Genomic DNA, 19,478 nt, shown 5'->3' with positions numbered 1-19,478 from the left:
GCTTTCATTTTTACCCATTATGTGAATAATCATCAAATTGATGGAACAAAAGCCTTAAAAATGGTGCAGTTTCCTGTTGCAGTTAAGGAATATTGGGTCTCAGCTAGAATTGCAGCAGCTTCCCCTTTTTTAAGAACCATATTTTGGTTTATTATCACAGATCCTTCAGTAACAATAAGAATTTCCAAAGAAAAACTTGTAGCTTGATAGTCTGTTCCTGCACTCATCTCAATTTTACTTAAACCAAAATCAGGAACAGGACATGGATAAACCAGTTCTCCCCCAGCCCCTGGATTGCCCTTCATAATATCAGGAACAACCGACTCAAACAAAGTATGTTTCATCAATTCAGGTACATCCACATGTTTGGGCGTTAACCCTCCTCTTAGAACATTGTCACTATTGGCCATCAATTCTATATTCTGACCCTCCAAATAAGCATGAGGCACTCCCGCTTTTTGAAAAACGGCATCGCCTTTATTTACTTGTACAATATTGAAAAAATAAATAGAAAAAATGCCTCGATCTATATTTTCAATCAACCCATTTTCTTCATATAGTTTGGCTGCCCACCATCCGGGATTGGTTTTATTGATGCTGCCTTCATTTTTTAGTCTAATGGCTCTTTTTACCAGCGGTTCAAGCATATTATTTACGTCTTCTTGTGCCATTTCCATTACAAACTGATATAATCCTTTAATTCCTTCTTGTTTAAATAAGGGCAATAATATTTTTAATTCAGGCGTGTTTAGCAACACTTCCTCTAGAGCTGATTTGCTTTTAAACCCATGCAATAACCAGAATTCACTTAATGCAACCATCACTTCTGGTTTATGGTTTTGATCCTTATAATTTCTATGAGGTGCGTTTAAAGGAATGCCGGCATTATTTTCTTCTGCAAAACCCAATTCAGCAGATTCCTTTGTGGGATGCACCTGAATAGATAGCATATCTTTTACATCTAGCACTTTAAACAAATAGGGCAATTCACCAAACCGACTCATTACCGAGCTAGTAATGGTAGATGATGGATCTTCTGCAATGAACTGGTTCAAATTGACCCAATCATTCCCCACTAAAATCATAGACGGGGCAGAAGGATGCGCTCCCATCCAATATTCTGCAGAAGGTTTATCTAGGACCTCCTTATTATTCAATAATTGGGGAATAAATGAATGACCACCCCAAGCATAATGTTGAATGACTCCTTTTAACTTGAAAATCCGTTCGTTCAGCTGCATATACAGGTATTTATTCATGTTATTAACGAGAATTTGATCATTATCTTGTTTGGAATGAAAAAGAATCATTTAGAAACTGGTGTTGCAGGAGAAGAATTGGCAGTTGCTTACTTGCTGGAAAGAGACTATTCAATCCTTGAAAGAAATTGGCGATGCAAACATTTGGAAATTGATATTATTGCCGCCCATGAAAATTTACTCGTATTTGTAGAGGTAAAAACCAGAAACTCATTGGCTTTTGGATTTCCTGAAGAAAGTATTAGCAAAATAAAAATGAAAAGACTTAAACTAGCTGCAGCGCTATATCACTTTCATCACCCTAAATTCAAAAGAATTCAATTCAATGTTATTTCCATTCTAATGCAAAAGCAAAAGCCCGCTACAATAGAAATGTTTGAAGATGTTTATTTTTAAAGACAAAATGCCATTATTTTAGGATAGGCATAAAACTTGTACGAGATTTATTTGTAATTATATTCAATGAAAAAGTTTCAGGCAATAATTCACTTTAAAATGGACGATCAGTTTATGACACTGGTTCCAGCGCATCGTACATATATTAATTTCTTAATGAATAAAGGTATCATTGACAGCTATGCGGTTAGTATGGAATCACAAACTTGTTGGATTACCATGAATACAGAAACGAAAGAAGCGTCAGACCAATATTTGGTCAAAACACCTTTGTATAAATACTGGACATATACCATTGAAGAGTTGTTTGTATATGATAGCCAACATTATAGATTACCCGCATTACAACTCAATTAATTTTGAATAACTACTTTTGTCTACTAATTTTATAGACTATTATGCGTCAAGCAATCATTTTCACATTTTTACTACTATTTAGCCTTTCCATTAAAGCACAAAATTTGTTTAACCCATTGGGTGAATGGAGAGGAAGTTTTCCACTCTACAATGGAGAAGAAATTCCTTTTAATTTTTCTGTTAGAACCGATAGTGCAGGAAAATATATTGTCTATTTTATCAACGGCCCAGAAGAATATTTTGGCGGCCAATTAATACAAGTAAAAGATAGCTTACAAATATGGATTAATCAGTTTGATAGGCTCATAACCATTGGGATAAAAAATAATAAAATATTAAAAGGTATCTGGCGAAGACAAACAAATGGAGAAGATGCTTATCCTATTTTGGTTGAGCAAAACAATACTCAACGCTTTATATGGGAAAAGCAAACGACACCACAAAAAATATCAGGAAAATACGATGTCGTTTTTACTAATGATTCAGGTAAACAGATTAAAGCAATTGGACTTTTTAATCAAGAGGGAAACAAAGGTGGCGTAACATTTTTAAGACCAAGTGGAGACTCTAGGTATTCATTTGGTTCTATACAAGGAAGTGAATTTAAATTTTCTTTATTTATTGGCTATTCGCCTTTGCTCTTTTCTGGAAGTATTGAAGTGGACGGTTCATTAAAAGGGGTTCAACAGGGATTGAAATCGGTTCAGTTAATCAGGGCATATAAAAATGAGGCAGCAGCATTACCTGATCCATCCACATTAACCCAACTAAAAAATAATCAACAACCCTTCTATTTTAGTTTGCCTAATATAGCGGGTAAAAGAATCAGTTTGGAAGATTCGGCGTATTTTAATAAGCCTGTGATTTTAACCATCGGAGGCACATGGTGTCCTAATTGTGCCGATGAAGCTAAATTTTTATCTACTTGGTACAAAGCCAATAAAGCAAGAGGTATTGAAGTAATCACTGCACAATTTGAAGTAAAAGATGAATTGGGATATGCCCAAAAAACAATGACCCGATTCAAAGAAAAATTTGGCATTGAATATCAACAGGTTTTTGGAGGATTGTCTAATGGAGAATCGGTTTTAAAAACATTCCCGTTATTAAAAAATTTTACTGGCTTCCCTACCACTCTTTTTATTCGTTCAGACAGAACGATTCAAAATATTCACGCAGGATTTGCAGGCCCTGCAACTGGCCAGTATTATCGAGCGTTTATAGACAGCTTTAATAAACATGCCAACGAGTTATTAATTAAAGACCATGCTGAACAAATAGAAGATTGGAAAAGAGCTCGAATACGCGCCCTAAAAGCAGAAGACGGGTGGCTTAACTTAGAGGGATTACTTTGGTTAAATGAAGGAGTAAATAAATTTGGATCTGGAGCTAACAATAGTTTAGTATTCCCTTCAGGAACAATTGTTTTAAATGGAGGAGAAATAATTAGAAAAGGGGACAGTGTTTGGTTAAAACCTGCTAACGGAATTAGTTTTGAAGTGAATGGGAAAAACACGAAAAACAAAACCTTGTTATTTAGTGAATCAAATACTTCTACTGTAGTAAATCATCGAAACTTGCGCTTCACCATAATTAAACGTGGTGAAAAAGTTGGGGTAAGATTAAGAAATCTTCAATCCCTCCAAATTAAGAATTTTGCAGGTATTGATTATTTTGAAACTGATAGTAGCTGGAGATTTAAAGCCAATTTAATTAAGCCCGCTTTTAAACAGAACATCATCATTAAAAATGCTTTAAGACAAGAAAATCCTACTGAGTTAGTAGGTAAAATAAGGTTTGAATACAAAGGACAGTTCTTTACATTAGACGCTATTTCAGAAGGAGATTACTTATTAATAGTCATGGGAGACGCCACATCGGGGCAATCCACTTATGCAGCTGGAAGGTTTTTGTATATTCTAAAATCTGAAGCGGAATCGCCCAATTTTATGATCGACTTTAATAAAGCGTATAACCCACCTTGTGTATTTACCCCTTATGCAACCTGCCCTATTCCCCCACCACAAAATATATTGCCTTTTGCGGTAACTGCAGGAGAAAAAATGTATAGCAATCACTAATTTTAATACATGACAGAACCCTTTTACAGCTGGGACAATGATGTATTGAATCTAAATGTATTGGTCAGTGCCGGCGCTAGAACCAACTTATGGGGCAAAGTAAAAGGCAATCAAATAAAAATTAGCATTATGACTGCTCCTGAAAAGGGCAAAGCAACTGCATTTTTAATTGATTTTCTGGCTAAGAGTTTTAACGTTTCTAAAAAATCTGTTGAATTGGTAGCTGGCGAATTTATTCCACATAAACAGTTTCGTATTCATCAACCAAAACAACTCCCAACTATCATAAAACCAAACAATACTTAAAATGAAGAAAATATTATTACTGGTTGCAATTTTTTTAGTAGCAAAAACATTTGGACAAACACCAGAAGAAAAATTGGCAGCAGCAGGTATTACACTACCCAACTTATCGGCTCCAGTAGCCAACTATGTAAACGCTGTTAGAACGGGTAATTTACTATTCCTTTCTGGCAAAGGGCCATCCGATCAAACAGGAAAATACATGATTGGTAAATTAGGTAGTAACTTAACAATTGAAGAAGGTTATGCTGCAGCAAGGTTAACTGCCATCAACCAATTAGCCGTATTGAAAAAAGAATTAGGCGATCTTTCTAAAATAAAAAGAATTGTAAAAGTATTGGGGTTGGTTAACAGCAGTTCAGATTTTTATGACCAGCCCAAAGTAATGAATGGGTTCTCCGACTTAATGGTACTTGCTTTCGGAGAAAAAGGAAAGCATGCTCGCTCTGCAATTGGAACAAACACACTTCCCTTTAATATGGCTGTAGAAGTTGAGCTAATAGTTGAAATAGAAAACTAAAGGGTTTTCATATCAATTACAAAACGATACTTCACATCCGATTTTATTACTCTTTCATAAGCTGTATTAATATCTTTAACGCTAATTAATTCAATATCTGAATAGATATTGTGTTCTGCACAATAGTTGAGCATTTCTTGTGTTTCTGCTATGCCGCCAATCATTGAACCAATAATGCTTCTTCTTTTTGAAATTAATTTAGCAGCATTGTAAGCGCTGTCTTCGGGGGGTATCCCTACTATAATCATTTTACCTTCTAAGGTCAACAGATCAAGAAATTTGTTCATATCGTGAACAGCAGCAACCGTGTTCAGTATAAAATCAAACTTCCCTTTTAAAGCTTTCATTTGTGCAGGATCAGTTGATAAAGCAAAATGGTGAGCCCCTAACTTTTTGGCATCTGCTTCTTTAGATGGAGAAGTACTCAACATAGTTACTTCAGCACCAAATGATGCAGCAAATTTTACCGCCATATGTCCTAAGCCTCCTAAGCCTAATACAGCTACTTTATGTCCCTTTCCTACTCCAGCAAATTTGAGTGGAGAATACGTGGTAATTCCAGCACAAAGTAAAGGAGCAACACCAGCTAAATTTTCTTTTTGAGGAATATGCAATGTATATTTTTCATCTATAACATAACAATTGGAATACCCCCCATAAGTAGGCGTTTTCTTATCGCGATAATAACCATTATAAGTAGGAACCATCCCCTCTTCACAATATTGCTCTAACCCCTTTTTGCATGGGGCACAAGATCTGCATGAATCAACAAAAACTCCTACACCTGCAATATCACCTATTTTAAAACGAGTTACTTGATCACCCACTTTAACTACTTTGCCAACAATTTCATGTCCTGGAACCACTGGATAAATAGCAGGTCCCCATTCACCTCTGGCAGTATGAATATCCGAATGACATATTCCACAGTAATGAATATCAATTAAAACATCTGTGGGCCCAACTTCATTTCTTTCAAATGACAGCGGAGCAATTTCACTTTCCTTACTCGTAGCACCATATCCTTTAGCTTGTATCATAGTATTATGTTTTTGCTAAGATACAAAGTTTAATTTCGGTAGCTATGCTACTTTATGAATGATATCTTTAATAATAAGAATATGATGAGCAGTATGTATTGAAAGCATTTTGATAGCTGCCTTTTTATTTAGTTTCCCAAAAAAAGGATGCGTAAAAAACTGATTAGGTGTTAAATTTTCTAATAGGGATAATTTAGGCATGATTGCTTCAAAAGCATTAACTGTATTTGCTTCATTATATATTTCAGTTGGCCTTACTTGCTTAGGTGCTTTAGCAGCCCCTCTTGGAAATCGATTCATACTAAATGCTAAGAAACGTTTCAAATTAAATTGATATTGATAATTAATCGGATCCGATGTTTCCATGGCAGCAATAATTTGTGATAGCACCAACAAAGAATGATCAATATGCCAACCAACGTTTGAAGAAGATACTTTTTCATTAAAAATTGAAGCACTTGGCAAATAAGTTTTCAACTCATTTACATATTGAACTAATTTTTTCATAGTTATTTAGTTTTGGTGTAAAAGAAATTTAATTTTTACTGACCTTTTCTGCAAATGGCAAATATTCTGCTAATGCAGCAGAACCATACCATTTATACAATTCAGCAGCAAGCAATCCAGAATGAATTGCAGGATCTGTTTTCAGTAATTTTTCTGCCTCTTCAATATTGGTTAAATTCAATATAAATATCCCTCTATATGTTTTATCATTCTTACCAAGAGGGCCTGCTACCACCAATTGATTTGCTTTTACCATCACTCCCATATTTTGCATATGCCCAGCAAAACAACTATCAATGAAAAGTTTATTGGTTGTAGTATTAGGACCAGTTTTTAATAAAACCAATATATAACCCTTCATACCGTTATTATCTGCGCCTAATTTTTTAGCAAGCACAGAATCATACATTTTGTTTTGGGCATTTGCCTTACAGGCAAATAAAAGGAGGGTTAAAAAGATGAAAGGTTTCATTGGTACAATTTTAAATCACGGGCCTTCTTTTCAAAAATGAATTTATTTGAGATATACAATTTATAAAAATCCATGAATGAGGGATCTCTCCCTACGGGAATAAAATGATCTTGAGAAGGAGCAAACCGATAAGCTCCAGTTCCATTAACCAATCCCCCATCCCTCCATAAATGCACATAAGAGATTTGATGATTGCCAATCCCCTTCATTAATTTCTTAGTAAACCATTCTGCATAGGGTATATTCATGAAACCTGTTTCAGCTAATGCTGGAAGCTTTTTATGCTTTGTAGCAACTTCGGTTAAAATACTCAATCGCTTATCTAAAGTGTTTTCAAAATCACTGTTACTAGACGGATCCCCATATTGATAAAAATCAAAACTCATTATATCTACATATTCATCACCAGGATAATATTGCATATATCCTGCTTCACTATCAAATTTTTCAGGATTATATGCATATAATAAATGATGCACTTGTTTAGTATTGGTTAAATAATCGAATGTAAACCTCCAAAGTGCCTTATACTCCTCAGGAGTACAAACATTTTGACACCACCAAAACCAGTTTCCTGTAAACTCATGAAATGGCCTGAAAATAACAGGTATGTATTCTCCTTTTGCATTTTTTAATTCAAGCATAAAAGCAGCCACTTTATCTAACCAAGATTTATATAATGCATGCTTCTCTCCACCTGGAATAATTGCACCAACTGCACTACCCCCAATATCCCAAGCATTCTTTCCAGTAACTGGATTATTGGCATGCCAACTAATGGTTATTACTCCTCCCTTTTCATATCCATCTTTAATAAAATTGATCATTTTATTAAAAGGTACACTGTCTAAATTATACTCAGCATCCAACTCTAAGTCGCCCAATTCCCAACCATACATTGCAGGATATTCCCCTACAGCATCTTGAACAACACTTTTGCCTGGGATATACTCCCAACCCAACCCATACGCTAAATCGTCTTGGTGCCCGAATAATATTCCTTCCGGTAATGCCTTAAATAAATTATTGAACAACTTTACAGTAGTTGTACTAGCTTTTTTATTGGCCGTTTGGTATGCTTGACCCATCATTGGAATTAACTGAAGAAAAAATATAACTGAAAGCAACAATCGTCTCATCTTAACCTTTTGAATTACTTACAATTTACCCATTAAATGGTTACAGTTCATTAAGGAAACGATAGTTTGTATTGAAGTCTCCATTTAAATTGAAAACTTATTTTAGGTAGAGATTCAGGGAAAATATAAAAGGCCTCGAAATTTCGAGGCCTTTGTGGGAGCACACGGGTTCGAACCGCGGACCCTCTGCTTGTAAGGCAGATGCTCTAAACCAACTGAGCTATGCTCCCTTATTGTTTGGGAGTGCAAAAATAGGGTCTCGAATTAAACCACCCAAAAAAATTATGTTTTTTTGCCAATAAAATTTCATTTTTTTTGAAATAAGCGCCTATTCCATAATTTTACACCATGTCCGATTTCTATTTTTCGAATAATCCACAAACTTGGGAAGCCACTGATTCAGCAACCGATACTGCAATTGCTGACACCTATAGTTTGGTTGTATGGAACGACGAAGTCAATACCTTTGAATGGGTTATTGAAACTTTAATGGAAGTTTGTGGACATAGTTTAGAACAAGCAGAACAATGTGCTTTATTTGTTCACCACAAGGGCAAATATGCTGTTAAAAAAGGAGACTATGATACATTGAAACCTATGTGCAACAGTATCACAGACAGAGGCATAGGAGCCACTGTTGAACAAAACAATTAATGCATATACTTTCCTCTAAAATTTGGTTCCCTCCTATTGAAGAAGCATTAGAAGATGGATTATTGGCAATTGGTGGCGATTTATCTACTGAAAGGCTAATACTAGCCTATCAAAAAGGCATTTTTCCTTGGTTTGATGGGGAAACGCCGCTATGGTGGAGTCCAGATCCACGCTTTGTTCTTTTTCCAGAACAATTAGTGATCAGCAAAAGCATGCATCAAATAATCAAAAAAAACTTATTTGAATACAAGACTAATACTTCATTTTCTGAAGTGATTAAACAGTGTAAGCATCAACCTCGCATTGGGCAAGACGGAACTTGGATAACTGAAGCGGTTGAATTTGCATATAACGAATTACACCAAAAAGGAATTGCCCTCTCGGCAGAAGCATGGCATAATAATGAATTGGTGGGTGGCTTGTATGGAATTAAAATGGGAAGATTATTTTTTGGGGAAAGTATGTTTAGCAAGGTTTCTAATGCAAGCAAGTTTGCATTTATTAAGTTAGTGAATCAATTAAAGCTGGAGGGAATTGTATTAATTGACTGTCAGGTTTATACCCCACATTTAGAAAGTCTAGGTGCAATTATGATTTCGAGAACTGATTTTAAAAAATATTTAGAAGAATACGGTTAACTAGGATACCCATACATTCTGGCAACATCTTTTACAATTTTTTCTATGTCGGCATCTTTACTGGATGGATCGTAAGCCTGTTTTAAATTACCACCAAAAAGCACTGCAACTGTTTGCCAAAAAGCAGCAGTCATAAATCCCTTGTATTCATGTATTATTTCATAGCAATTATTACCTGTTTCTCTGTTAATCAACTTCATCAAAACCCTTCCCTGGTATACAGACAACCGAGTTAATTGATCGGTAAACTGTTTTTTCATTTCTTTTTCTCTAGATCGAATAATTTGTCTACGAAGTTGTTTATCCTTCACATTCACCAACTGAATATTTATATCATTTATAATTCTAGATGCTGCTTTGGCATAAGGATACGTTACATATACCGCATTTCTTAAACGAGTCCAATCTGCCCAATAATTTTTTTGAGCGGCAGTAAGCTTTGTATTAACTAATACACTAGGGAGCCAAGATTCACCAATTGTATCACCGTTGGGTGTTATATAAGCATACACTTTTACCGTATCGAATAGCCCTTTTTCTTGACCATATAATTGGCTAAAGCTTAAACCAAGAAAAGTTAAAATAATAATATAGGTGCGTTGGAGCTTCAATGTTATTCAATTTAGTCAATTTAGACTAATATTAATACCATGACACTAAAAAAGTAACCTACGCTGCCAAAGCTATAAAACAGATTTTTGAATTTGTTTAACACGTTGAATAATCGACATGACAAATCCAATTACCATAATTACAATTCCCATCCACAATAAATTAATCATAGGAAATTGGTATACTTTAAGGGTGATTAAGTCGGTAATATTACCACTTTCCTTTACCCCAATTTCCAATTTCCCTGCATCTTGATCTATGACTTTATTGAATTTCAACACTAGGCTTTGTGAGATCACACTGTCTGGTAATGAACGTAATTCTTGCCCTTTCAAAGCAATTCCAGGATAAGCCCTATATTGTTTTCCTTCTTTAGAAATTATGGTCATATCTAAGAACAAAGCAGTTTCATCCTCCGCATATTTTGCTTTTAAATCTTTAGGATTTACTGCTACTTTGTTGAGAATCATCATTCCGTTACCATAGAACAAAGTGTCGTTTACTTTCACGGTTTTATTCTTAAAACTAACGGTATCTGCAGCCCTATTCTCTTGAAAAGAAGTGATGTAAACAAAAATGTCTTTATACCAATAATGTTTTGCAGCAGGATTAGCAGCAAAACCTTCCATTCCTTTATTATTTTTAATTACATCTGGATACAGCTTAAATTGCTCAGAACCATCTTTAGCTTTAAAATCAATTTCAAAATACCTTTTTCGATCTCTAGGATTGGTTGTATCCATGGTATAGGTTACCATGTACTTACCCATATCGGTAGCAACTGCTTTAAACAAAGTAAGGTTCTCTGCTGGATCACCTGCTGGGTTACCTTTTTCATCTTTGCTTTCAACACTTAAAGGGGTTACACCCGTTGTATTCCAGCTCAACACTGTTTTCTTTCCTGATGAAATTAAAATCCCCACCAATGCCAAACCAAATCCAATATGAGCAACAGAAGGGCCTGCAGCTTTAATTTTACCTTTTATTCCCAACCATAAATAGGCAGTATTAGCAACAACAGCATAAACTGCAGCAAAAATTCCCAAATGAATTGCTGCTAAAAAGCCGGGGCCTTTTTTGGTGTAAGAAATATCACCCCAAATACTAATAGAAGCTGAAATAGCTATTGCAATAATGGTAGGTATTAGAATTTTTTTCCAAAACATACCTTTTGGAGTATCCTTATATTTTAGGTATTGTGTTGTTGCAGTAAGCATCCCTAAAATGATTGCAACAAATATTTGTATCTGATTGTGGGCAAATTCAGGATCTTGTGGTGGAGCAATATTGGTTCCAAAAACTTTATTCCATACAGGGGTTGATGTTTTTACAATGATGACCATCCCCGATAAAAAAAAGACCAATGAACCAATAAACATCCAAAACTCTCTACTATAAGTACTTTCTTCTTTTTGAATGGATGGAATGCTTTTGTATCGTACAAAATACAATACCATGGCAGGTATAAAAAAGATGAGTACAAACAAAAGTAACTGCGTATTCAACCCCATATCGGTAAATGAGTGTACCGATGTATCGCCCAAAATTCCGCTTTTCGTTAAAAATGAAGAATATAAAATCAGCACAAAACTGATGATGTAGAAAAAATAAGTTGGCCTTAAAGAATAGCCGCTATTCTTATAAATCAAGTTGGTATGTAAGCCAGCTATTAAAGTTAGCCATGGAACCAATGAAGCGTTCTCTACTGGATCCCAAGCCCAATATCCTCCAAATGAAAGGCTTTCATATGCCCATGCCCCTCCCATCATGATACCAGTACCCAATATTGCAGCTGAAAAAGAACCCCACGGTAAAGCAGGTTTAATCCAATCGTGATCTTTTGTTGCTAAACCTGCTATAGCGTAAGCAAAAGGAACAATGGTAGATGCAAATCCAAGAAAAAGAATAGGTGGGTGAATAACCATCCAGTAATTCTGAAGTAAGGTATTTAATCCCGTACCATCTTTAATAAATTCTAGGTAATTGGGTTGGCTAAAAATTGGTGCATCCATTTCATTTCGCAACAAAGCAAAAGGACTAATGCCTATTCTAGAACCAAAGAAATACATTCCCAATAACATTGTTGCCATGAAAAATTGGGCAAAGCTAATAACTGTCATTACCGGAGCTTCCCACTTTCCTGCCTTCCAAATGAGCACCCAACCTAAAACACAATGCCAAAAACTCCAAAGCATAAAGCTACCTTCTTGGCCTTCCCAAAAACAACTCAATAAATATTCAAATTGCAAACTCAAATCACTATGCGTATACGCATATTTATACTCAAATAGGTGATTTGAAATGATATAATACAAACATCCAAATAATACAATGATGCTAATGGTTTCCGCCAAAAAAGCCCATCTGGCCAATAAAAGCCATGGACGCTTGTTTTCATTTAATGGCGTACTTGCCGACTTAAAAAAAGCAAAAGTTGCCAACAAAGAGGCAACTAAACTTAAAATAGCAAAGAAATGTCCTATTTGACCGGGCAATAAATGTTCACCAATATAATTCATGAATCAGTTCTTAAGTATATAACAGTTAATTAGAGGTTTGCAATTGTTTCTTCATTGCATTAGGATCGTCCTTGTATTTTGAGGGACATTTAAGTAAAATATGCTCGCACTCAAATTGGTTATTTTGTACTTTACCCTTTAATACAATTCGTTCGCTTTTTTCCATATCAGTAGGTTTAGTATCATGATAAACCACTTTAATAGAATTCCCTAACGTATCAATAGCTGTGAAGCTCAAATAATTTGGATTTTTAACCGCATCGTATTCAATGGCCTGTGTAGTATCTAGCTTGGCAATTAAATTCACGAATTTTCCTTCTTTTTCCTTTGCAGAAGCAATAGTTTCATAAGTGGTAAGGTCGCCACTGTATTGAACTAAAACTGCAATTGCAGCGGCAATTAAAACAAGAATTATTATATGAGTTGTTTTCATGGCTAATTTTATAGTGCAAAGGTAATTTAAAAACAATAGGTAAAAAGAATTGTTGCTTATTCGAGCATGTTAAAATTTTCAACTTTCCACAAATAGTTAAAATGACTGCAACCACCGATAATAACCTCCTTACCACTGAAGATTTTAGGCTATTTATGGCAAGAATTGTATTTGGTATGCTCTTTTTAGTAATGGCTATACAAATGGGATTAAACCAAATGCCCTATCAATTACCACTGCAAAAATCAAGCTGGTATATCAATAGCTGGTTTAGACCCACTGTAAGTATTATTGCTTCAACTGCTGTTTTGGTAGGTTTTTTTATACCTACTAGGGGCTGGAGCATTTTATCCACTTTATTGATGTTGCTATTCAATTTAAGTTACTTAGCACTTGCCAATAATGCTTATTACAACTTTATTTGGTGGGCTATCTTAATTCCTTTCTGCATTAACCCAATATTGGTATTTAAAACCATCAATAGAAATAAATGGTTGGTCATTTTGTTTGCTGCTGCAAACTGGTTTAATTATGGATTAAATTTATCCGCAATCCCTGTATATCTGCTCTATTTCTTGCCCTTTTTACCCTTTAAGGCATTATTTGATTCATTTAACAGGTATTATGAACCCAGATAAGACATAAAATAGTGATGTAGTATCAATTAAGGAACTAACTTGCACCCCGTTTTCAATACTTCATATTATGAACGATTTATCTGGCTTTAATCCCAACGCGGTTGCCAATCCGAACAATAATATTTTTGGACTTCCTTTTACAGAGGAAGAGTCAAAAGTGATTATACTTCCAGTTCCATGGGAAGTGACAGTTAGTTACGGGGCTGGAACAGCTAGAGCTGCAGAACACGTGTTTAAAAGTAGCATGCAAGTAGACTTAATGGACATGGATGGGAATGCTGGTTGGAAGCATGGATTTTTTATGAAAGAAATTGACAAAAAACTTTTGCTAAAAAGTGATTATTTAAGAAAAGAAGCTGAACTCTATATAGACTATATTTCTCAAGGGGCTGAATTGTTGAAAAACAAGTTCATGTGTAAGAGTGTAAAAGAAATTAATGAGGGCAGTAATTATTTAAATAACTGGGTGTATGAACAAAGCAAAGCCATATTAGATAAACAAAAAATCGTGGGACTATTAGGAGGTGATCATAGCACACCTTTAGGCTTAATGAAAGCGCTAGCGGAAAAACATGGTTCTTTTGGCGTTTTGCAAATTGATGCACATTGCGACCTTCGGATAAAGTATGAAGATTTTACTTATTCGCATGCATCTATCATGTATAACGCACTAAATGAAATTCCGGAATTAACTAAATTGGTGCAAGTAGGTGTAAGAGATTATTGTGAGCAAGAATGGGACTATATCTGCAACAGTAATTTTAGGGTAATTACCTATTTTGATAAAAATATAAAAGAAAGGCTTTTTGAAGGGCAAGTTTGGAAAAATATTACCGATGAAATTATTCAACACCTACCTGAAAAAGTATACATTAGTTTTGATATTGATGGATTAGACAGGAAACTCTGCCCCAATACAGGCACACCTGTACCTGGGGGATTTGAAAGTGAAGAAATAATTTATTTGTTAAAAAAAATAAAAGAGAGTGGCAGGGAATTAATCGGTTTTGATTTGGTTGAAATTGGTGTAGGTGAAACAGATTGGGACAGCAATGTAGGTGCAAGATTATTATGGAGACTTTGTAACTTAATGGTATAATGAAAACATTTGACTATATAATCGTTTTAAAAAAACGAAACTATACAACAGTAGATGGAGTAAGCCAAATTATGTTGCTCATTGCAGTAATTGCTTTTATTGGCAATACATTTATTGAAGATGTAACTAAAGGTTCAAATACTTGGATAACTTCTTTAGCATTTGCTGCATTAATTATTGGTTGGGGAGCATTTTGTATTTGGCAAAAGAAAAGAGGTACTCCCCCTTTTTATAGATTTGGTTTATTATTAGGTGCAATGGGTTGGTATAGTATGGAAGATGGCTTATGGATTGCATTGATTTATTTATTGGCTGCTATGCTAGAAAAACAAGTAAAATTTCCAGAAGAAATTGCCTTTGACGAAAATGAGATTGTGTTTAACAGTTTCCCAAAAAAAAGGTACGAGTGGGGTGCATTAACAAATGTAGTATTGAAAGATGGACTATTAACCCTAGATTTTAAAAGCGATAAATTAATACAAGAAGAATTAGAGTCAGAAACTACAAGAACTACAGAGGAAGAATTCAATGCATTCGCAAAAGCACAACTAGAAAAAACAGCTTATGTTAGTTAAACCATTTTTATTGTACTCCGATGGCGAGGGGAATATTTATGAAGATGAAACCCTATTTGCCGTAGGACGTGCCGGATGGGATGCATTTCCAGTTGAATCTGATCAATGGATAGAATTACCACAAGGTGGAAACTTATATGAACTGCCCGGAAGAAGAGGAATTGGCATTGATGTAGAAACAGGCGAAATGAGACTTTGCGAAAAAGGTTGGGCTGTAGCAGCATTTATTCCCCCTGCTTACACAGGTTTATTTATTGCAGCATACGAAACCATGCCAGATGCCCCTACGCTACCATTATTTTGTTATACTGCGGTTGGTTGGATGAACGATAAAAATTATGTGCCAGCAGTTAGAATTGAAAAAGATATCCGCCAAGAAGCGGCAGGATTTGATGATACGAAAGTAAAAGAAGGAACTACTCATTTGCTAGCAGCTTATCCTGAAAATAGGTTGGTTAAACATTTGATGGAAAACTGCTGTATGACATATCATTGCCCTGCAGCAAGAAATTTTTCTTTAGGCAGATGGGAATGTCCAGTTCCTACTTCACCAGCATGCAATGCCAATTGTATTGGCTGTATCTCATTTCAGCCAGAAGAAGAAACCATTGTTAGTACACAGGACCGACTTACGTTCAAGCCAATGGCAGAAGAGATTGTTGAATTTACAGTTCCCCATTTAATGAATGCGCCATATCCAATTATCAGTTTTGGACAAGGCTGCGAAGGGGAACCCTTGTTAATGTGGGAGACCATTAAAGAATCTATCATTGAAATTAGAAAACATACCAGTAGAGGTAGTATTAATATTAATACCAACGGGTCTAAGCCTGCCGCAGTTGATGCACTTTGCAACGCAGGGTTAAACAGCATGAGGGTTAGCACGAACTCTGCACAGAAACATATTTACGAATCATACTATAGGCCAAATAACTATGTATTTGAAGACATTATTGAAAGCTTAAAAGTCATGCGCAAATATGGCGGATGGACCAGCATCAATTATTTTGTTTTCCCAGGAATTACAGACAGTGAAGCAGAATATGAAGCCCTTCGAAAACTTATAGCAGATACCGATTTAAACATGATACAGTGGCGAAATTTCAATATTGATCCAGATTGGTATATGGGTAAAATTGGAATGACTGATACAGGAGAAATGTTGGGGGTAAAACAAATGATGGATCTAATTCAAGAAGAATTCCCCAATTTAAAATTTGGCTATTTTAATCCTCCTATGGAAAGAATTAAAGGAGATTATAACCACCAATTTGCAGGAGCTCCTTTACAATAATGCAGTCTAAATTAAGTAACCATATTGTACAGGGTTTTTTATTGGCAATAATTGCTACGCTACTTTGGTCTGGTAATTTTATCATAGCTAGAAAAGTCAGTAATGTTATTAGCCCAATCAGCTTGGCATTTTATAGATGGGCTTGTGCTTCATTGGTGTTGTTCCCATTTGCATATAAAAAAGTTTATTCGGAACTAAACCACCTTAAAGCAAATTGGAAAATATTGAGTCTAATTGCATTAACTGGAATTGCGCTGTTTAATACATTCGTTTATGTAGCAGGTCATAATACCACTGCAATTAATATGGCATTAATTGGAACTACCTCCTCTCCCATTTTTGCAACTATAATGGCCGTTGTTTTTTTAAAAGAAAGACTGAGTTTTTATAGAATCATCGGCATGATTCTGTGCATTTTGGGTATTGTACTATTGATATCTAAAGGAAGCTGGGAAGTATTGCTCTCCTTTAAATTTTCAAGTGGAGATGCTTGGATATTAGCAGGCGCTTTTGCCTTTGCAGTTTACAATATATTGGTAAGAAGAAAGCCAATACAAATTAGTGCCTTATCTTTTTTACTCATCATTTTTGTATTAGGCACATTGATGTTATTCCCATTTTTTATAATAGAACAATCCATAGTAAAAAAGTCTATTGATTGGTCAAATTCTTTAATTGGTTCAATACTATATCTTGGTATAGGAACATCTGTTTTGGCATTTTGGTGTTGGAATTTAGCCATTTCAAAATTGGGTGCCGGAAGAACTGTTTTGTTTGGAAACTTAATTCCTATTTTCAGCACATTGGAAGCAGTATTAATTTTAGGTGAAGCCATTACGCCTATCCATTTTTATAGCGGCATCTTGGTAATTGGAGGATTAGTTATTGCCAACTTTACTTTTACAAATAAATAAGCAATTGATGGATATCAACACGATGATATTATTATGCACTTTCGCTTTCCTGGCAGGATTTGTAGATGCAATTGTAGGTGGCGGTGGATTAATTCAGTTACCAGCGGGCATCATGTTATTGCCACAATTTCCTGTTGCTACTGTAATGGGATCATTAAAAATTCCTGCTTTTACTGGTACCGCTTTTGCTGCTAGACAATATGTTAAAAAAGTTTCAGTTAACTGGGAGCAAGTAGGGTTAATGTGTTTAATTGCTTTTAGTGCAGCTTTTGCGGGATCGCAATTGCTCTCTATTGTAAGTAATAAATATATGAAGCCCGTTATTTTTGTTGTCTTAATCGTAGTTGCCCTTTACACTTATACAAAGAAAAATTTTGGACAAACAGTTCATAAAGAAATATCAACCAAAAAACAATTAAACTACTCCCTTCTAATAAGCTTAATCATTGGATTTTATGATGGCTTCATTGGACCTGGAGCAGGTAGTTTCTTTATCATGGCGTTTATTGGCATTCTTGGATTTGATTTTTTAAAAGCAGGCACTTATGCCAAACTAATCAATCTATCCACCAATTTAGGGTCTATTTCTTTATTCATGTTAAAAGGAACCATATTATGGTCGGTTGCCATCCCAATGGCAGTATGTAATGCAATTGGAGGAATATTGGGTGCCAAACTGGCTATTTATAAAGGAAATCAGTTTATCCGAATTTTCTTTCTGTTGGTTGTTATGGCTACTTTACTTCGATTTGGTTATGATATCTTTTTAAAGGATTAATCTTCTTCTAACACCACCCTAAAACCTAAATCTACAAAATTGGAGCTAGGGGAAACTTTCCCTCTGTAAATAACTCTTGATTTTGAAGTTTCACTACTACTGCCACCTCTAATAACTTTTTGAGTACCTACAGATGGGCTACTATAGTTAACCCCTAAAACAGGGTTTTTACTCCTTGATTCATACCAAGTAGAATTATACCAATCATTCGTCCATTCAAATACATTCGAACTCATATCATAAATTTCAAGTTCATTTGGATAAGTGCTGCCAATTCGTTTCATTACCACTTCATTTTTTTTAAATGTCCAACCTACTTTTTCTAAAAAATCAGATCCTGCATAAATGAATTTTTTTGTTTTTTGACCGCCCCTTGCGGCATATTCCCATTCGGCTTCAGATGGTAGTCGATATTTTTTCCCTGTGACGTAGCTTAACCAATAACAATAGTCTAAAGCATCATCCCAAGTAATATTTCGAATTGGATAATCTTCTTGCCATCCAACTAATGGAGCACTTGGCATTTTTCTTTTTGTTTCTGTACAAAAATACCTAAACTGTTTAACGGTTACTTCATATTGTCCAATATTAAAATCGCCAACCATTGCGGAGAAAGCCGGTTTAGTATCAGCTGGATCTTCTGCATTATTACTGCCCATGTTAAAACTGCCCCCTTTTACATAAACCATTTCAGGCAAAAAATTCCTACTGATTTTTCTTTGCATTTCAAATGGATAGTCCCTAAAGATTCCTACAACATAATTATCTGCATTGGCATAATATACATACCCTTTGTTTCTCCAATATTTATCTTTCGCCGCTTCGGTAAAACTAATTTTTTTCAACGTTTTTGTAAGCCTAAACAAAGATGTTTTTGAAAAAGTGTCTACTGCTTGATAAAACTTTTGTGGAGAACTTGAAACCCTAATTTCTGAAATAAATTCTTTTTCTAAAAAAATATAAAAGGTTACCACTTCCCCTTTTTTATATACCAAACATCTTTTGGAAGGAATTTCTTCTCTAAATATATAACCTCGCTTCTCCATCCACTTTTCGTGTTTTTTAAGCGGCATATTATCTATCAAAAATTCTAATTCGGTTATTGAATATCCTTCAGCAAAGAAAAGAGCCATTTTTTCGGTATCAATCTGAGCTTGAAGCTTGGTTGTTAAGAAGCAAATTAAAATGAATGCTAATGTTTTGGTTATCAAGTTCATATATAGGGAATATTGAATAACAAGGTATGAAAA

At 35.0% G+C, this 19,478-nt stretch carries 22 protein-coding genes and 1 tRNA gene; 13 read left to right on the top strand and 10 right to left on the bottom strand.

Annotation, left to right across the window (positions count from 1 at the left end; all coding sequences use genetic code 11):
* Nucleotides 1-32 precede the first annotated feature (32 nt).
* Nucleotides 33-1,241 carry a mannose-6-phosphate isomerase, class I gene (manA, locus tag Q8S25_RS09940; protein WP_305537282.1) on the bottom strand — a complete coding sequence of 403 codons (1,209 nt, stop codon included), beginning with the start codon at nucleotides 1,239-1,241 and terminating at the stop codon, nucleotides 33-35.
* 54 nt (nucleotides 1,242-1,295) lie between these two features.
* Here manA and Q8S25_RS09935 point away from each other — a divergent pair, with 54 nt between their 5' ends.
* The 5 genes from Q8S25_RS09935 (at nucleotide 1,296) to Q8S25_RS09915 (ending at nucleotide 4,916) form a co-directional block, all read left to right on the top strand.
* Entirely contained in the window at nucleotides 1,296-1,655 is a 360-nt protein-coding gene (locus Q8S25_RS09935) for a YraN family protein (protein WP_305537280.1), read from the top strand.
* A gap of 66 nt (nucleotides 1,656-1,721) precedes the next feature.
* Nucleotides 1,722-2,012, top strand: coding sequence for a hypothetical protein (locus Q8S25_RS09930; protein ID WP_305537278.1), 291 nt, complete (start codon nucleotides 1,722-1,724; stop codon nucleotides 2,010-2,012).
* Between the two features lie 41 nt (nucleotides 2,013-2,053).
* Nucleotides 2,054-4,093 carry a DUF1684 domain-containing protein gene (locus Q8S25_RS09925; protein WP_305537276.1) on the top strand — a complete coding sequence of 680 codons (2,040 nt, stop codon included), beginning with the start codon at nucleotides 2,054-2,056 and terminating at the stop codon, nucleotides 4,091-4,093.
* Nucleotides 4,094-4,102: 9 nt separating this feature from the next.
* A complete protein-coding gene (locus tag Q8S25_RS09920) occupies nucleotides 4,103-4,399 on the top strand; it encodes a DUF167 family protein (protein WP_305537274.1) in 297 nt (98 codons plus the stop codon).
* Nucleotide 4,400: 1 nt separating this feature from the next.
* Nucleotides 4,401-4,916 carry a RidA family protein gene (locus tag Q8S25_RS09915; protein WP_305537272.1) on the top strand — a complete coding sequence of 172 codons (516 nt, stop codon included), beginning with the start codon at nucleotides 4,401-4,403 and terminating at the stop codon, nucleotides 4,914-4,916.
* On the opposite strand, the gene Q8S25_RS09910 is transcribed toward Q8S25_RS09915, so the two are convergent.
* The 5 genes from Q8S25_RS09910 to Q8S25_RS09890 all read right to left on the bottom strand — a co-directional run bounded on the left by Q8S25_RS09910 (nucleotide 4,913) and on the right by Q8S25_RS09890 (nucleotide 8,304).
* Entirely contained in the window at nucleotides 4,913-5,956 is a 1,044-nt protein-coding gene (locus Q8S25_RS09910; protein WP_305537270.1) for an NAD(P)-dependent alcohol dehydrogenase, read from the bottom strand. The two genes, Q8S25_RS09915 and Q8S25_RS09910, sit on opposite strands and share 4 nt — an antisense overlap.
* 42 nt (nucleotides 5,957-5,998) lie before the next feature.
* Nucleotides 5,999-6,463, bottom strand: a complete 465-nt coding sequence (locus Q8S25_RS09905) for a hypothetical protein (protein WP_305537268.1) — start codon at nucleotides 6,461-6,463, stop codon at nucleotides 5,999-6,001.
* A gap of 28 nt (nucleotides 6,464-6,491) precedes the next feature.
* Nucleotides 6,492-6,935: a YciI family protein gene (locus Q8S25_RS09900; protein ID WP_305537266.1), complete on the bottom strand. Its 444-nt coding sequence runs from the start codon at nucleotides 6,933-6,935 to the stop codon at nucleotides 6,492-6,494.
* Nucleotides 6,932-8,074 carry a glycoside hydrolase family 26 protein gene (locus Q8S25_RS09895; protein ID WP_305537264.1) on the bottom strand — a complete coding sequence of 381 codons (1,143 nt, stop codon included), beginning with the start codon at nucleotides 8,072-8,074 and terminating at the stop codon, nucleotides 6,932-6,934. Before Q8S25_RS09895 ends, Q8S25_RS09900 begins: the two co-directional genes overlap by 4 nt.
* Before the next feature lie 155 nt (nucleotides 8,075-8,229).
* Nucleotides 8,230-8,304: transfer RNA gene (locus tag Q8S25_RS09890), tRNA-Val, on the bottom strand.
* Nucleotides 8,305-8,422: 118 nt separating this feature from the next.
* Here Q8S25_RS09890 and Q8S25_RS09885 point away from each other — a divergent pair.
* Together Q8S25_RS09885 and aat are read left to right on the top strand one after the other, a co-directional pair.
* Nucleotides 8,423-8,728 carry an ATP-dependent Clp protease adaptor ClpS gene (locus Q8S25_RS09885; RefSeq protein ID WP_305537262.1) on the top strand — a complete coding sequence of 102 codons (306 nt, stop codon included), beginning with the start codon at nucleotides 8,423-8,425 and terminating at the stop codon, nucleotides 8,726-8,728.
* Complete coding sequence (gene aat / locus Q8S25_RS09880) at nucleotides 8,728-9,366, top strand: leucyl/phenylalanyl-tRNA--protein transferase (protein WP_305537260.1); 639 nt, start codon at nucleotides 8,728-8,730, stop codon at nucleotides 9,364-9,366. Before Q8S25_RS09885 ends, aat begins: the two co-directional genes overlap by 1 nt.
* Here the strand turns inward: aat and Q8S25_RS09875 are convergent.
* The 3 genes from Q8S25_RS09875 to Q8S25_RS09865 all read right to left on the bottom strand — a co-directional run bounded on the left by Q8S25_RS09875 (nucleotide 9,363) and on the right by Q8S25_RS09865 (nucleotide 12,930).
* Entirely contained in the window at nucleotides 9,363-9,977 is a 615-nt protein-coding gene (locus Q8S25_RS09875; RefSeq protein WP_305537258.1) for a DUF4294 domain-containing protein, read from the bottom strand. The genes aat and Q8S25_RS09875 overlap by 4 nt on opposite strands.
* Before the next feature lie 72 nt (nucleotides 9,978-10,049).
* The gene (gene ccsA, locus Q8S25_RS09870; RefSeq protein WP_305537256.1) at nucleotides 10,050-12,497 is read right to left on the bottom strand and encodes a cytochrome c biogenesis protein CcsA; all 2,448 of its coding nucleotides are present in this window, start codon (nucleotides 12,495-12,497) and stop codon (nucleotides 10,050-10,052) included.
* Nucleotides 12,498-12,522: 25 nt separating this feature from the next.
* Complete coding sequence (locus Q8S25_RS09865) at nucleotides 12,523-12,930, bottom strand: cytochrome c maturation protein CcmE (RefSeq protein ID WP_305537254.1); 408 nt, start codon at nucleotides 12,928-12,930, stop codon at nucleotides 12,523-12,525.
* Between the two features lie 101 nt (nucleotides 12,931-13,031).
* On the opposite strand from Q8S25_RS09865, the gene Q8S25_RS09860 reads away from it, so the two are divergent.
* The 6 genes from Q8S25_RS09860 to Q8S25_RS09835 all read left to right on the top strand — a co-directional run bounded on the left by Q8S25_RS09860 (nucleotide 13,032) and on the right by Q8S25_RS09835 (nucleotide 18,228).
* The gene (locus tag Q8S25_RS09860) at nucleotides 13,032-13,568 is read left to right on the top strand and encodes a hypothetical protein (RefSeq protein WP_305537252.1); all 537 of its coding nucleotides are present in this window, start codon (nucleotides 13,032-13,034) and stop codon (nucleotides 13,566-13,568) included.
* 67 nt (nucleotides 13,569-13,635) lie between these two features.
* The gene (locus tag Q8S25_RS09855) at nucleotides 13,636-14,667 is read left to right on the top strand and encodes an agmatinase family protein (RefSeq protein WP_305537250.1); all 1,032 of its coding nucleotides are present in this window, start codon (nucleotides 13,636-13,638) and stop codon (nucleotides 14,665-14,667) included.
* A complete protein-coding gene (locus tag Q8S25_RS09850) occupies nucleotides 14,667-15,242 on the top strand; it encodes a hypothetical protein (protein ID WP_305537248.1) in 576 nt (191 codons plus the stop codon). The genes Q8S25_RS09855 and Q8S25_RS09850 overlap by 1 nt, the downstream gene beginning before the upstream one ends.
* On the top strand, nucleotides 15,232-16,536 hold the full coding sequence (locus Q8S25_RS09845; protein WP_305537246.1) for a radical SAM protein: 1,305 nt from the start codon (nucleotides 15,232-15,234) through the stop codon (nucleotides 16,534-16,536). Before Q8S25_RS09850 ends, Q8S25_RS09845 begins: the two co-directional genes overlap by 11 nt.
* Nucleotides 16,536-17,450 carry a DMT family transporter gene (locus tag Q8S25_RS09840; protein ID WP_305537244.1) on the top strand — a complete coding sequence of 305 codons (915 nt, stop codon included), beginning with the start codon at nucleotides 16,536-16,538 and terminating at the stop codon, nucleotides 17,448-17,450. The genes Q8S25_RS09845 and Q8S25_RS09840 overlap by 1 nt, the downstream gene beginning before the upstream one ends.
* Before the next feature lie 7 nt (nucleotides 17,451-17,457).
* Nucleotides 17,458-18,228, top strand: coding sequence for a TSUP family transporter (locus Q8S25_RS09835; protein WP_305537242.1), 771 nt, complete (start codon nucleotides 17,458-17,460; stop codon nucleotides 18,226-18,228).
* Here Q8S25_RS09835 and Q8S25_RS09830 read toward each other — a convergent pair.
* Entirely contained in the window at nucleotides 18,225-19,445 is a 1,221-nt protein-coding gene (locus Q8S25_RS09830) for an SUMF1/EgtB/PvdO family nonheme iron enzyme (protein ID WP_305537240.1), read from the bottom strand. The two genes, Q8S25_RS09835 and Q8S25_RS09830, sit on opposite strands and share 4 nt — an antisense overlap.
* Nucleotides 19,446-19,478: the final 33 nt, after the last annotated feature.

Origin of the sequence: Sediminibacterium sp. (assembly GCF_030695065.1) — a bacterium.
Taxonomy (GTDB): Bacteria; Bacteroidota; Bacteroidia; order Chitinophagales; family Chitinophagaceae; genus Sediminibacterium.
This window is presented reverse-complemented; position numbering and strand designations above follow the sequence as displayed.